This window comes from Methylobacterium sp. 2A (genome assembly GCF_009806555.1).
Taxonomy (GTDB): Bacteria; Pseudomonadota; Alphaproteobacteria; order Rhizobiales; family Beijerinckiaceae; genus Methylobacterium.
This window is the reverse complement of sequence record NZ_VUOK01000003.1, coordinates 558,764-572,947: the sequence shown is the minus strand read 5'-3', so window position 1 is coordinate 572,947 and position 14,184 is coordinate 558,764. Positions and strand designations below refer to the sequence as shown.

The 14,184-nt window shown below is 71.6% G+C and carries 8 protein-coding genes; 5 read left to right on the top strand and 3 right to left on the bottom strand.

The features are described from left to right. Positions 1 to 5: 5 nt before the first annotated feature. Together FVE89_RS02820 and FVE89_RS02815 are read right to left on the bottom strand one after the other, a co-directional pair. The gene (locus FVE89_RS02820; RefSeq protein WP_160532589.1) at positions 6 to 1,541 is read right to left on the bottom strand and encodes a glycosyltransferase; all 1,536 of its coding nucleotides are present in this window, start codon (positions 1,539 to 1,541) and stop codon (positions 6 to 8) included. Between the two features lie 19 nt (positions 1,542 to 1,560). Further along, positions 1,561 to 4,692, bottom strand: a complete 3,132-nt coding sequence (locus FVE89_RS02815; RefSeq protein WP_160532588.1) for a rhamnan synthesis F family protein — start codon at positions 4,690 to 4,692, stop codon at positions 1,561 to 1,563. A gap of 400 nt (positions 4,693 to 5,092) precedes the next feature. Between FVE89_RS02815 and FVE89_RS02810 the strand changes: the two genes are divergently transcribed. Continuing rightward, positions 5,093 to 5,641 carry a formaldehyde-activating enzyme gene (locus FVE89_RS02810; protein ID WP_160532587.1) on the top strand — a complete coding sequence of 183 codons (549 nt, stop codon included), beginning with the start codon at positions 5,093 to 5,095 and terminating at the stop codon, positions 5,639 to 5,641. 29 nt (positions 5,642 to 5,670) lie between these two features. On the opposite strand, the gene FVE89_RS02805 is transcribed toward FVE89_RS02810, so the two are convergent. Next, positions 5,671 to 6,837, bottom strand: coding sequence for a permease (locus tag FVE89_RS02805; protein ID WP_160532586.1), 1,167 nt, complete (start codon positions 6,835 to 6,837; stop codon positions 5,671 to 5,673). Positions 6,838 to 7,001: 164 nt separating this feature from the next. On the opposite strand from FVE89_RS02805, the gene FVE89_RS02800 reads away from it, so the two are divergent. The 4 genes from FVE89_RS02800 (at position 7,002) to FVE89_RS02785 (ending at position 14,174) form a co-directional block, all read left to right on the top strand. Then, positions 7,002 to 8,006, top strand: a complete 1,005-nt coding sequence (locus FVE89_RS02800; protein ID WP_160532585.1) for a MoxR family ATPase — start codon at positions 7,002 to 7,004, stop codon at positions 8,004 to 8,006. A gap of 103 nt (positions 8,007 to 8,109) precedes the next feature. Continuing rightward, the gene (locus FVE89_RS02795; protein ID WP_160532584.1) at positions 8,110 to 9,021 is read left to right on the top strand and encodes a DUF58 domain-containing protein; all 912 of its coding nucleotides are present in this window, start codon (positions 8,110 to 8,112) and stop codon (positions 9,019 to 9,021) included. Positions 9,022 to 9,028: 7 nt separating this feature from the next. Further along, complete coding sequence (locus tag FVE89_RS02790; RefSeq protein ID WP_160532583.1) at positions 9,029 to 11,848, top strand: DUF4159 domain-containing protein; 2,820 nt, start codon at positions 9,029 to 9,031, stop codon at positions 11,846 to 11,848. 241 nt (positions 11,849 to 12,089) lie between these two features. Further along, complete coding sequence (locus FVE89_RS02785) at positions 12,090 to 14,174, top strand: hypothetical protein (protein ID WP_160532582.1); 2,085 nt, start codon at positions 12,090 to 12,092, stop codon at positions 14,172 to 14,174. Positions 14,175 to 14,184: the final 10 nt, after the last annotated feature.

Here is a 14,184-nt window from a genome sequence, read left to right as displayed (position 1 = left end):
GGCGATCAGCGCGCGCCCTCCCCGCGCCGCTCCATGATCCAGCGCGTCGCCTCGGCCCGGGGGGCGACCACGTCGGTGTCGGTGCGCAGCTGCGGCGAGTAGGCCGGATCCTCCGCCAGCACGTCGTGCCAGCGGCGTAGGAAGCGCGCGGTCTGCGAGCCCGGGGCGAAGCTGGTCTGACGCGACGCGCTCTCGTGGTGCGCCATCTCGGCGAACGGCGTGTAGACGATGCGGTAGCCGAGCTGGCGCATCTTCAGGCACAGGTCGACGTCGTTGAAATCGAGGGCGAAATCCTCGTCGAGGCCGTTGACCGCCTCGAGCACGGCCTTGCGCGTCGCGAAGAGGGCACCGGTCACGGCCGAGCAGTCGCGCTGGGTCAACGCCCAGTCGCCGTAGGTCGGCTCGGCCGCGTCCCGGTTGTACCAGGGATGGGCGAACACGTCGAAGATGCCCCCGGTCATGCCGGCATGCTGGATCTTGCCGCTCGGGAACAGCAGCCGGCCGCCGACGCCGCCGACGCCCCGGTCGAGCGCGAAGGTCAGGAGCGCCTCGATCCAGCCGGGCCGGCGCACCACGAGGTCGTCGTTCATCAGGATGACGAGGTCCGTCTCGGCGGCGCGCCAGAGCGTGTTCATCTTGGCCGCGTAGTTGAATGTCTCGCCCGACGCCCGCGTCGTCGGCAGGCGGGTCACGGCGAAGCGATCCGCGCGGCCGCGATAGATCGCGTCGTCGGCCACATCGTCGCCGATCAACACCCGGATCCGGTCGGCCGGGTAGGTGCTCCGGGCGAGACTGTCGAGCAGGTTGATCACGTGCGGCTTGGCGCCCTCCACGGGGCGGCCCTGATCGTCCTTGGGGCGGCTCTGGTTGGTCGGCACCACGAGGGTGACGGGCGGGCGCGGGTCCAGCGTCCGGCGGATCTCCAGGGTGTCCGCGGTCAGCCCCGGCCCGGTGCGCAGGGGGATTCCCGTGGCCTCGAACCAGTGGTCCAGGGCGTGGGCCCGGGCCGTGCGCGTCGCCTTCGGCCGCTCCAGCGGCGAGGCGATCAGGGTCTCGGGGATCCGGTCGATGCCGATGCCGGCGGAGATCGCCCCGAGCAGGAACCGGAACCACGCGGCGCTGGCGTAGCGCTGACGGACATCCGGCCTGAGGCCCGCGAAGGTCGCGGCGCGGATCAGGAGCGGAAAGCCGATATAGTCGTCGGCCATGAGAAGGGCCGGGTTGAAGGCCGGCTTGCAGTGGACGCTCCGGACCTGACCCACGCCGTCCACCACGGCGTCGTCGCCGTAGAAGATGCCGATATCGGGCCGCTCGGCCATGGCGCGCGTGAGCTGCGCCACGAGGTCGGGGCGCAGCTCCGAGGCCGCCGGGGCCACGAACACGGCCCGGCAGGACGGCAGCTGCCCGGCGGCGACCTGGTCGAGCCGGCGCTCGTCGATCGGGCGATACTGGGGGTCGAGGGGCAGCGGCAGGATCGCGTCCGGCCACGCGAGCGCCCCCCAGGAGGCCGACGGGGCCGGGACCGGCTTCTTCTTCAACACGGGTCGCGTCTCCGGGGCGTCAGATTCGTTCGGCGGCCAGGAGACGAACGAGGCTCGCCTCCATGGCGGCCGCCACCGCGCCGGTGGACAGCCGCTCGCGGATCCGCGCCCGGGCCGCCGCTCCGATCCGGGCCGCATCCCCGCCCGTCACGGCACGGGCCGCGTCGGCGAGCGCCCGGGCGAGGTCCACCTCGTCCACCTGGCCCCATTCGGCACCGCGCAGGTACGGGCCGTAGGTCTGGTCGAGGGCGGTGACCTCGGCCTTCACGGGGAAGCCGCAGGTGGCGTCGAGGAAGTCGCGGCAGCCGCCGTAATCGGTGGCGACCACGACCTTGCCCATCTCCATCGCCTCCGCGATCGTGAGCCCGAAGCCTTCCGAGGAATGCGACGAGGCGTAGACCGCGCAGAGCTCGAACAGGGCGCCGAGCTCGTTCTGGGAGAGCGGCTGGTCGATCACCACCACGTCGCCGGTCTTGCCGACGAGGTCGAGGAGCTTCCTGCCCTCCTCGGGCAGGTCGAAGACGTGCTTGGTCTTGAGCACGAGCTGCCAGCCCGCCTGCCCGAGCCCGGCTGCCCGGAACGCCCGGATCAGCGCGTGCGGGTTCTTGCGGGCGAGATAGCTCGACCCGTCGAAGGCGTAGAGGATCACCCGCTTGGCGGGGTCGATCGCGAAGGCCTTGCGCAGGTTGGCCTTGGCGGCGGCGCTCGCGGGCTCGCCGGCCTCGTTCTCGACCACGTAGGGCACGACATCGACCGGGATGTCGGTGATCTGCCGGAAGATCGCCGCGCAGAATTCCGTGGGCGCCCAGATCGCGTCGAGGCGATCGACGGTCGGCAACCAGCCACCCGGCACGTGGGAGGTCTCCCAGACGAACAGGCCGATCTTCAGTCGCGCCTGCGCGGCAACCGCCTGCTGCGCGTCGCTCATGAGCGAATGCCAGCTGTCGCCGTTGAAATGCACCAGGGCGACATCCGCCGCGCCCGAGAAGCTCCGGGCCTGCCAGGCCGGCGCCACCCGGGCGTGGACGTGGAAGGGCCGCTCCATCGGGTGGATGTTCAGCGCGAACGGCGCCCGGTGCAGCGCGCGGGCGTAGCTGCGGGCGGCGACGCCGAGGCCGTTGGCGTAATTCATCGGCGCGATGAACGACACGCGCAGCGGCCGCTCGGGCGCCCGGGGCTTGCGCAGGTCCGTCCAGATCTTCGCGCCCGGATACGTGTAGGTCACGTCGAGCCGGTCGAGGTCGAAGCCGCTCTTCGCGATCGCGTCCCGCACCGCCGCCCCGCCGATCGCCGCATGCTCGCCGAGCAGCGAGCGCTTCACGAACGGGAAGCCTTGGGCCAGCATGTTCTCCCAGTCGAACAGGGTGCGGTTGTTGCGCGGGTCGTTGACCAGCGACATGTGCTTGTTCTGCGCCGAGAACAGGCTGCGCATCCCGAGCCCCGCCGCCCGCATCCGCTGCGAGAAGGTCAGCTCGTACTCGGTGATCACCGCGTTCTTGTCCGGCCAGTTCGCCACCGACAGGATGAAGTGGTTGAAGGCGTAGGAGGACAGGCAGCGCCGCTTCAGGGCCAGGAAGAAGCTCTGCAGGTGGTGACTGTAGTAGAAATTGTCGGCGAGCCCGATCACCGCCTCCGGGAACGCGTCGATCTTCGCCAGCAGCGCGGAAAAATCGTTCCGGTCGAGGGGACCGACGAGGCTGTCATTGGCGAGATACAGGGTTTCCGAATCGAGGAGATCGACATCCTCCAGCAGGACATGCGCCCAGGCGGCGAAGTCGAACCCCGTGTTCTCGCGCAGGTAGACCGAGGCGCACAGATCCAGGATCGCCTGCGGCACCGCGTTCTTGAGCTGGTCGGCGGCGATGATCAGGACGATGTCGGCCCCGTTCTCCGCGAAGGCCTTCAGGTAGGGCTCGACATGGCCCCGGATCCGCCCCTCGGGGCAGTGGGTGATGAACAGGGCCGTGCGGCCGTGCCGGCGCGGCTCCCGCTTCAGGCAGGAGAGGCGCGCGTCGGACGCCTCCGGCACCGCCGCGCCCGGCACGCGGCGGGTGAGCCGCCCCGCCTCCAGGCCGGTCAGCACGTAATCGACGAGCGGGTTGAGCCCGAGGGCCGCGACCTTCGGATAGCGGGCGCGATACCAGGGCGCGTCGAAGCGCGGCGACGGGCTGGTGCTGCGCCCGCCATCGGCGAGGAAATGCACCAGCGGGTTCTGCCCGGATTCGTCGTCGGCGAGGTAGGTTTCGGCGTACCAGCGCGTGTCGAACCAGGGGCCGGGATCGAGACCTTCCGCAGCGCCGTGCTCCAGATAATGGACCAGGGGATTGAGGGCGTCGGCCCGCACGGCGGCGGATTGGGCGGCGTACCAATCGGGATCGAACAGCGGATGGGGCGCGTAGCGGCGATAGCCGCCCGCCATCACGTAATGCTCCAGGGCCTCGAGCCCGCTGGTCTCGGCCTCGGGACAGCGCGTGCGGTAGAAATCCGCGTCGAAGATCCCGGAGCTGCGGATCAGGTCCACGTGCCGCGACAGGCCGGCGAATTCTTCCGGATTGCGCAGGTAGCCCTGCTTCCGGCCGGTCTCGTAATAATGGGCCAGCGCGTTGCCGCCGGCCGCCCGGGCATCCGGGTAGCGGGACAGATACCAGGCCGTGTCGAACAGCGGCGACGGGTCGGTGTCGGGGTTGGCCAGGAAGTGCAGGAACGCGCGGCCGCGCTGCTCCGCGCCACCGAGATAGCGTTCGGCGTACCAGTCCGGATCGAATAGCGGGTTGGGGCGGATCCCGGCCTCGGCGCCCCGGTCGCGGAAGTGGAGCACCGGATTGATGCCCTCGGCCCGGAGCCCGGGAACGGAATCGAGGTAGAGGTCGCCGTGGAACAGCGGGTGCGGCCAGCGCCCCTCACGGCCGCCATGGACCGCGTAATGCACCGCCGGATCGATCCCCTCGCCGACCACGTCGGGGTAGCGCCGGGCGTACCATGCCGGATCGAACAGGCCCGACGCCTTGACTGCCTGGATGACATCCGCCTGCCGGGGCTCGCCGCGGCGGCGCTTGAGACGGCTGGCCAGGGGGCGCGCGAGGGACTGCGCCGCCCCGGCGAGGCCGGCCTTCTCCGACGATCCGGCAGCGAATACATCTCGAAGGCGCATGGTCAGGTCCGGATACGCGGGAAGCCCGTGCAGCTGCCCAGGCCGCGATCCGCGAAAGACATCAGGGGATTCGGCCGGTCCGGCGATCGCGGGCGGGATCGCCCCGGCTGAGGCGCCTTCCTAAAGGTCCGGGTCGCCAACGCCAAGACCCGGCCGCCGGACCGCCGCCACCACGCCCGGGGTCCGCGGGACAGCGTCCGGAATTTCCGCTCCTCACCTATCCCGCAGTCGCCCCGTTCGTGTACGAGGCGCGCACGGCAGGGGTCGACGGCAGGCGGCCCGGCGATCGATCCGCATCCGGACGGAGCGCGGAGTCCCTGCGGGGCGCGCTCAAATGCGCGACCCCGACGCGCCCGAGGCCGGCCGCCTGCGCGGTCCGCGAACCATGGAGCCTACCGCAATGCGTGAACGCATCATCCTCCGCGCCGGCGAAGCCCTGGTGGCGGGCGGCCCGCCCAACACCGCCTCGGAGCCGGAGGTGATCATCGGCGAGCTCGACGGGCCGGTCGGCACCGCGCTGGCGACCCTGACGGGCGACCAGGTCGTCGGCCACAGCCGCGTCTTCGCGCTGCTCAACACCGACATCATGGTCCGCCCGGTGACGCTCTGCGTCTCCAAGGTCAGCGTGACCGAGAGCAAGTACACCTCGATCCTGATGGGCACGGTGCAGTTCGCCATCGCCAACGGCGTGCTCGACGCGGTGCGCGCCGGCTACATCCCGAAGGAGAAGGCCAACGACCTCGGCATCATCTGCTCGGTCTGGTTGAGCCCGGGGGTGATCCAGGCCGAGACGGTCGATCACAAGGCGCTGTTCGAGATCCAGCGCAGGGGCATGACCGAGGCGATCCGCAAGGCGATGAGCAACGAGCCCTCGATCGACTGGCTCCTCGAGAACCAGGACAAGATCGTGCACAAGTACTACACGATGGGTCTTGAGGGTAAGATCTGATCGATCGATCGACCGCGCCGGGCCTGGCCTCAGCCGTCCTGATGGGCGTGCCGGTGCGCGCCCTCCCCATGTTGGGCATGGCCGCCCTGGCCGTGATGCCCCATCGGGTGCCGGCGGCTGACCCACCAGAGATACGCGCCGAGCACACCGAACACGAGGTTGAGCCAGAACGTGTAGTTCAGGCCGAACCGCGTGAGTTGCGCGCGTGCGTCGACCCCGTGATCCGGCACGAGGCCGAGCCCGGTGAAGGCGAGGTCCATGACGAGGGCGGCGATCACCATCGTCGCGTAGAACACGGCCGCGATGTAGGCGGCCATGCGCCAGCCGAAGTAGCGCCGGTAGGTGTCGAGGAGCGGCAGCACGATGAGGTCGGCATAGAGGAAAGCGAGCACGCCCCCGAAGCTCGCGCCGCCGGCCCAGAGCACGGCAGCCAGCGGTACGTTGCCGATGGAGCAGACGAAGGTCGCCACGGCGATCAGCGGACCGAGCAGCGCGTTGGCGGGCACCTTGAGCCAGGGCGAGGCGTCCGTCAGGAACAGGGATTTCCACACCGCGTCGGGCACGAAGGCCGACAGGAACCCGCCGACCAGGAAGCCGATCGCCAGATCCTTCCAGAGCATCGACCATTCCATGGTGAAGTTCTGCGCCACGCGGATGCGGGTCTGCGGGTTCCGCAGGCGCTCGCCGAGGGTTTCGCCCGCCACGGTCATGCTCATGTGCTGGTGACCGCCCGCTTCCTCCTCGTGCCGGCGCGCCGCCTCGGCGATCCGCGCCGGATAGGTCAGCCGCACGAGGACGGCCATGACGATGATGAGCACGACGCCGCCGATCCACTCGCCCGCCATGAACGGCCAGCCCATCAGCAGGTACAGGACGATGCCGAGTTCGAGCACGAGGTTGGTCGAGGCGAACAGGAAGGCCAGCGACGGGATCAGCGCCGCCCCCTTCTTGAACAGCGTGCGCATGATCGCCGCGGACGCGTAGGAGCAGGACGAGGAGGCCATGCCGGCGAGCGAGGCCAGCGCGACCTCCTTCGGTCCGTCACGCCCGAGGGCGCGCTTCATCGCATCGGTGGAGACCACCGATTGCAGGAGCGCCGAGATCGCGAAGCCGAGCACCAGCGTCCAGCCGGTTTGCCACGCCATGCCGGCCGCCATCAGCAACGCCTGCCCGAGCTTCGTGACGAGTTCCTGCATCCGGCGCGCACCTCCTGCGGGAGAAGCGGCGAGCGGGACGACCGTTCCCCGGGGGCCGCCGGCGTGCGGCGATGCCGACCTTGCCAGCCCGGTATCATCGGGCCCACACTCGCAGGGTTGACCGGCGGGGTTCCACGGAGCCCGGGCAGGAGATGGATAGCAGCATGACGCAGGGGATCAGCCCGGCCACCACCCTCGACGACGGCATCGTGGCGACCGCGGAGAGCTGCCTCGCCGATGTCGGCGCGGCCCGGGAGGCGATCCACGGCGTGATCTTCGGCCAGGAAAAGGTGGTCGATCTCGCCCTCGTGACCATCCTGGCGGGCGGCCACGGCCTGCTGGTCGGCCTGCCGGGCCTCGCCAAGACCAAGCTGGTCGAGACGCTGGGCACCGTGCTCGGCCTCGACGCGCGGCGCGTGCAGTTCACCCCGGACCTGATGCCCTCCGACATCCTCGGCACCGAGATCCTGGAGGAGGATGCCGAGCGCCGCCGCGCCTTCCGGTTCGTGCAGGGGCCGGTCTTCACCCAGCTCCTGATGGCCGACGAGATCAACCGCGCGAGCCCGCGCACGCAATCGGCCCTGCTCCAGGCCATGCAGGAGGGCCACGTCTCGGTGGCGGGCGCCCGCCACGACCTGCCGCGCCCGTTCCACGTGCTCGCGACCCAGAACCCGATCGAGCAGGAGGGCACCTATCCGTTGCCCGAGGCGCAGCTCGACCGGTTCCTGCTGGAGATCGACGTCGGCTATCCCGACCGCGCCGCCGAGCGGCGCATCCTGATCGAGACCACCGGCGTCGACGAGGTGCGACCGCGCGCCGTGATGTCCACCGAGCAGTTGCTCACCGCCCAGCGCCTCGTGCGCCGGCTGCCGGTGGGCGAGGCCGTGGTCGAAGCGATCCTCGACCTCGTGCGCGCAGCCCGGCCCGACAGCGGCGACACGATCGTGAAGGACAAGCTCCTCTGGGGTCCCGGCCCCCGGGCCAGCCAGGCGCTGACGCTCGCCGCCCGCGCCAGAGCGCTGATCGAGGGCCGGGTCGCCCCCTCGGTGGCCGACGTGAAGGCGCTCGCCGAGCCGGTGCTCAAGCACCGCATGGCGCTGAGCTACGCCGCCCGTGCCGACGGCGAGACCATCGAGGGCCTGATCGCCAAGCTCGCGGAGAAGATCTGATCCGGAAGCATTTTCGAGTTGGGTGGATGCCGGCTAACATGAAGAAAATGCGTGCTTTCAAGCCATCGTCAGCGCTGAGCCGCCTCGGAGGGCTGCGCTGACGATGGTTGGAACCCACGCCCTCGACGCGGGCAGGCGCACCCCCGGCCGGCGCGAGAGCGAGGGCGCGACCGCCCTCTCCGACAAGATGCCCCGCCTCGTGCTGGAGGCACGGCGCGTGTCGAGCCTGCTGGCCCACGGCCTGCACGGGCGCCGCCGGGCCGGGCCGGGCGAGAGTTTTTGGCAGTTCCGCCCCTTCGTGACCGGCGAGGCCGCCGCGCGGGTCGATTGGCGCCGCTCGGCCCGGGACGACCGGCTCTACGTGCGCGAGCGCGAATGGGAGGCGGCCCACAACATCTGGCTCTGGATCGACCGCTCGGCCTCCATGGGCTTTTCTTCGGACTTGGCATCTGCGCCGAAGGTCGAGCGCGCGCTGATCCTGGGGCTCGCGCTGGCCGACGCCTTCGTGGAGGGCGGCGAGCGGGTCGGGCTCCTCGGGCTGACCCGGGCCAGCGCGTCGCGGGGGATCGTCGAGCGGCTGGCGCAGGCGCTGGTCGCCGATACGGCCGGCCTGACCCAGGACCTGCCGCCGCCGGCGCACCCCGCCCGCTTCGACGAGGTTGTTCTGATCGGCGACTTCCTCACTGCACCCGGGCGGATCGCGGCCGCCGTGCAGAGCCTCGCGGGCCGCGGCAGCCGCGGCCATCTGCTGATGGTGGTGGATCCGATCGAGGAGACGTTCCCGTTCACCGGTCAGGCCGTGCTGCACGACCTCGAAGGCAGTCTCAGCCTCGATATCGGCGACGCCGACGCCTGGGGCACGCGCTACCGCGCCCGGATCGCCGAGCACCGGGCCGCCGTGGCTGACATCACCCGCGGACAGGGCTGGACGCTGACGATCCACCGCACCGACCGGCCGGCGAGCGAGGCGGCTTTGCGCCTCGCCACGCTGATCGCCGCCCGCGGCACGGAGTGAGCCCGCCATGCTGGGTCTGACCTTCGCGGCGCCCCTGGCGCTCGCCGCCCTGATCGGCCTGCCGGCGCTGTGGTTCCTGCTGCGGGTGACACCGCCGCGTCCGCGGCGGATCAACTTCCCGCCGCTCAAGCTCGTCGCCGACCTGATCCCGCAGCGGCAGACCCCGGCGCGCACGCCGCCCTGGCTGCTGATCCTGCGGCTGCTCATCGCCGCCGCGCTGATCCTGGCGGTGGCGGGTCCCGTCTGGAACGCCGGCGGCATCGGGGCCGGTGGCGGGCGCAGCGCCCTCCTCGTGCTCCTCGACAACGGCTTCCCCGCCGCCCATGACTGGCGCGACCGGCTTCGGGTCGCCACCGACGCCGTGGAAGGCGCCGCGCGCGATGGGCGGCCCGTCGCGGTGATCGGTTTGGCGGATGCGCCCGCAGCCTTCGAGGCGAAGACCCCCGCCGCCGCCCTGGAACGGCTGCGCGCCATCGCGCCCCGCCCGATCCTGCCAACCCGCGACGCGCATCTCGCCGCGATCGAGACCTTTCTGGACAAGAACCGGGGCGCCGGCCTCGTCTGGATCAGCGACGGCGTCGCGGGCGCCAACGACACGCGCTTCGCCAGGGGGCTGGCCGACCTCGCCGGCGACAGGGGCGCCGCCCTGACCGTGCTGCGGGCCGACCGGCCGCCGGCCCTGGCGCTCACGGCCACCGAGAATGCCGGCAAGCTCGTCACCCATGCCCTGCGGGCGGTTCCGAACGGGCGCGATTCCGGGGTGATCCGGGCGCTCGACCAGAAGGGCCTGCCGCTGGCCGAGCGCGACTTCACCTTCGCGGCCGACGCCACCGAGGCCGAGGCGAGCTTCGAGCTGCCGGTGGAGTTGCGCAACAGCATCAGCCGGCTGGAGATCGCGGGCGAGCGCTCGGCCGGCGCCGTGGTGCTGCAGGACGAGCGCGGCAAGCGGCGCCGGGTCGGCCTCGTCTTCGGCGGGACCATGGATCAGGCCCAGCCCCTGCTGGCGCCGACCTACTACCTGTCCCGGGCGCTCCAGCCCTTCGCGGACGTGCAGGAGCCCCGCGGCGCCAAGGGCACGGCGGACTCGATCAACCAGCTCCTCGACAATCAGGTCTCGGTCCTCGTGCTGGCCGATGTCGGCGCGCTCGACGAGAAGACCACCGCCCGGATCGAGAGCTTCGTGAAGGAGGGCGGCATGCTGCTGCGCTTCGCCGGCCCGCGGCTCGCGGCCGGCAACGATCCGCTGGTGCCGGTGCGGCTGCGCCGGGGCGGCCGGACGCTCGGCGGCACCCTGTCCTGGGACAGCCCGAAGACGCTCGCGCCCTTCCCGCCCGAGAGCCCCTTCGCGGGGCTGAAGCCGCCGGCCGATATCGGCGTCCGCCGCCAGATCCTGGCCGAGCCGGACGGCGATCTGCCGAACCGGACCTGGGCCTCCCTCCAGGACGGCACGCCGATCGTCACGGCGCAGAAGCGCGGGCAGGGCACGATCGTGCTGTTCCACGTCACCGCCGACACGACGTGGTCGAACCTGCCGCTCTCCGGTCTGTTCATCGACATGCTCCGGCGCGTCGTGGGCTTGGCCGGCGCCTCGGCCCCGGTCCAGGGCGACACCCCGCGGGCGGCAGCCCCGGTGCTCGCCCCGCGGGTGACGCTCGACGGGTTCGGCGCGCTCGGCTCGCCGCCGGCCTCGGCCACCGCGGTGTCGGCCGATTATGCCGACCGGGCGAACGGCGAGCACCCGCCGGGCTTCTATGGGCCGCCGGACGGAGGCATCAGCGTGAACGCCCTCAAGCCCGACGACCGGCTGAAGCCCCTCGACACCGCCGCCCTCGACGGCGCCCGGTTCGGATCGCTCGCCGGCGCCGAGACCGTCGATCTGCGGCCGAGCCTGTTCACCCTGGCGCTGCTGCTGCTGGCCCTCGACACCCTGGCGGGGTTGTGGCTCGGCGGCTTCCTGCGCCGCGGCGGCCTCGCTGCCCGCCTGCGCGGGCGCCCGGCTTTGCTGGCGCTCGCGGGCCTCGTCCTGCTGGCGACCATGCCGGCCTTCCCCGTCCGTGCCGAGGAGCCGACCATCAACCGGCCGAACGGCATCGAATCGGCCCTGATCACGCGGCTCGCCTACGTGATCACGGGGGACGCCGCCGTCGACGAGGCGAGCCGCACCGGCCTCACCGGCCTGACCCAGATGCTGGCCTCCCGCACCGCCCTGGAGCCGGGGGAGCCCGCCGGCATCGATCCCGCCAAGGACGAGCTGGCCTTCTATCCGCTGATCTACTGGCCGATCGCGCCGGGCCGGCCGCAGCCCTCGGAGACCGCGATCCGCAAGATCGACGCGTTCATGCGCAACGGCGGGACGGTCCTGTTCGACACCCGCGACGCGCTGACCGCGCGGCCGGGCGGCCCGCCGACCCCCGAGGCCACGTATCTCCGCACGATGCTGGCGACGCTCGAAGTGCCGGAGCTGGAGCCGGTGCCGCTCGACCACGTGCTGACCAAGGCGTTCTACCTCGTGGACAGTTTCCCGGGCCGCTACGCCACCGGCCAGACCTGGGTCGAGGCCCTGCCGCCGGCCGCCGAGGGCGCCGAGCGCCGCCCGGCCCGCGCCGGCGACGGGGTGAGCCCGATCATCATCACCGGCAACGACCTCGCCGCCGCCTGGGCGGTGGGTCGCGGCGGTGAGCCGCTCTATCCCGTGGTCGGCGGCGACCAGCGCCAGCGCGAGATGGCGTTCCGGGGTGGGGTGAACATCGTGATGTACACGCTCACCGGCAACTACAAGGCGGATCAGGTGCATGTGCCCGCGCTGCTGGAGCGGCTGGGGCAGTGATTGTTTTTCGTGACGATCCGCACAGCACCGCCCCCCCTCCCCCCTTTGCGGGGGAGGGTACCCTGCGCAGCAGGGGGGGAGAGGGGCGCGACGATGCAGGACAGGGTAGAGTCCTCCATGCCGGCCGCGCCTCTTCCGGAAGCCGGGTTCCCCTCTCCCGACCCCTGCTGACGCAGGGGCCACCCTCCCCCGCAGAGGGGGGAGGGAGACGCCGCATCACGGATCCGGAGCGCTCCGCCCCATGCTGAGCCTCAGCTTCACCCCCCTCCTGCCCTGGCCGGCCATCGCCGTGCTGGGCGTGATCGTCGCGGTCCTGGCGGTGTTCGCCGTGCTGGCGCGCGGCCGGACCGCGCTGTTGCGCGTCCTCGTCCTCGCCCTGGTCCTCGCGGCGCTGACCAACCCGGCCCTGGTCCACGAGGATCGCGAGCCCGTGAAGGACATCGCGGCGATCGTGGTCGACCGCTCCGGCTCGCAGCAGCTCGGCGACCGGCCGCAGATGACCGACGCGGTCCGCACCGAGCTGCAACGCCGCTTCGGGGCGCTCGCCAACATCGAGACCCGCTTCATCGACGTGCCCGACGCCAAGGACGGCGACGACGGCACCAAGCTGTTCACGGCCCTCGGCCAGGCGCTGGCCGATGTCCCGCCGGAGCGGCTGGCCGGCATCGTGATGCTCACGGACGGCGTGGTCCACGACATCCCGGCCTCGATGGCCCAGCTCGGCATCAAGGCGCCGCTCCACGTCCTCGTCACCGGCCATCCCGACGAACGCGACCGGCAGATCAAGCTGCTGGAGGCGCCCCGCTTCGGCATCGTCGGCAAGGATCTGACGATCCGCGCCGAGGTGATGGAGCGCGGCGGCACCGGACATGCCGTCGTCACCGTCCGCCGCGACGGCGAGGAGATCGGCCGGCGGGACGTCGCCACCGACAAGCCGTTCTCGCTGACCACCCGGATCGAGCATGGCGGGCCGAACGTGGTGGAGATCGAGGTCGAGCCGCTGCCGGGCGAACTCACCACCGTCAACAACCGCGCGGTGCTGCCGATCGAGGGCATCCGCGAGAAGCTGCGCGTGCTGCTGGTCTCGGGCGAGCCGCACCAGGGCGAGCGGACGTGGCGCAACCTGCTGAAGTCCGACGCCAACGTCGATCTCGTCCACTTCACCATCCTGCGCCCGCCCGAGAAGCAGGACGGCACGCCGATCTCCGAACTCTCCCTGATCGCCTTCCCGACGCGCGAGCTGTTCGTCCAGAAGATCAAGGATTTCGACCTGATCATCTTCGACCGCTACGCCAACCAGAGCGTGCTGCCGCAGGCCTATTTCGACAACATCGTCCGCTATGTCCGCGAGGGCGGCGCCCTGCTGATCGCCGCGGGACCCGAATTTGCCGGCCCGGCGAGCCTCGCGCGCACCCGGCTCGCGGGCATCCTGCCGGGCGATCCCGACGGGCGGGTGGTGGAAAAACCCTACAAGGCGACGCCGACCCAGATCGGCCAGCGCCATCCGGTGACCCGCGACCTGCCGGGCTCGGACGCGAACCCGCCCGCCTGGGGCGACTGGCTGCGCATCGTCGAGGCCCGGACCCGCGCCGGAATCCAGCCGATCCTGTCGGGGGCCGACGGCCTGCCGCTGCTCGCCCTCTCCCGGGAGGACAAGGGCCGCGTCGCCCTGCTCCTGTCGGACCATGCCTGGCTCTGGGCCCGGGGCTACCAGGAGGGCGGCCCCTATCTCGACCTGCTGCGCCGCCTCGGCCACTGGCTGATGAAGGAACCGGCCCTCGAAGAGGAGGCCCTGCGCGCCCAGACCACCGGACACGGCCGGGAGATCCGGGTCGAGCGCCAGACCATGGCGGATCAGGCCGAGCCGGTCACCGTCACCGGGCCGACCGGCAAGGTGACGACGCTCACGCTCAAGCCCAAGGAACCGGGCCTCTTCACCGCGACCTTCGACGCCGAGAGCCTCGGGCTGCACACGCTGCGCTCCGGCAACCTCGTGGCCTTCGTGAGCGTCGGCCCGGCCAACCCACGCGAGCTCGCCGACGTGTTCAGCGATACCGAGCGGCTGAAGGCGGTGGCCGAGGGCTCGGGGGGCTCGGTTCGCCGGGTCGCCGGATCCGGGGGCGCCGTCGACGTGCCCCGGCTCGCAGTGGTGCGCGGCGGGCGCCTCGCCGGCGCGGACTGGATCGGCTTCCGGCCGAGCGACAGCGCCAATATCCGCGGGGTCGAGGTGTATCCGCTGGCGCTGGGCCTCGCGGCGCTCGCGGCCCTGGCGGCTGCCCTACTCGCCATGTGGCTGGTGGAGGGAAGACGGGGCCGGGCCGCGTGAGACGTTTTAT

Excerpts from the sequence above, each read along its gene's own strand:
- FVE89_RS02810 (WP_160532587.1), top strand. The coding sequence starts at position 5,093 with ATGCGTGAACGCATCATCCTCCGCGCCGGCGAAGCCCTGGTGGCGGGC.
- FVE89_RS02795 (WP_160532584.1), top strand. The coding sequence starts at position 8,110 with ATGGTTGGAACCCACGCCCTCGACGCGGGCAGGCGCACCCCCGGCCGG.
- FVE89_RS02785 (WP_160532582.1), top strand. The coding sequence starts at position 12,090 with ATGCTGAGCCTCAGCTTCACCCCCCTCCTGCCCTGGCCGGCCATCGCC.
- FVE89_RS02790 (WP_160532583.1), top strand. The coding sequence starts at position 9,029 with ATGCTGGGTCTGACCTTCGCGGCGCCCCTGGCGCTCGCCGCCCTGATC.
- FVE89_RS02815 (WP_160532588.1), bottom strand. The coding sequence starts at position 4,692 with ATGCGCCTTCGAGATGTATTCGCTGCCGGATCGTCGGAGAAGGCCGGC.
- FVE89_RS02805 (WP_160532586.1), bottom strand. The coding sequence starts at position 6,837 with ATGCAGGAACTCGTCACGAAGCTCGGGCAGGCGTTGCTGATGGCGGCC.
- FVE89_RS02800 (WP_160532585.1), top strand. The coding sequence starts at position 7,002 with ATGACGCAGGGGATCAGCCCGGCCACCACCCTCGACGACGGCATCGTG.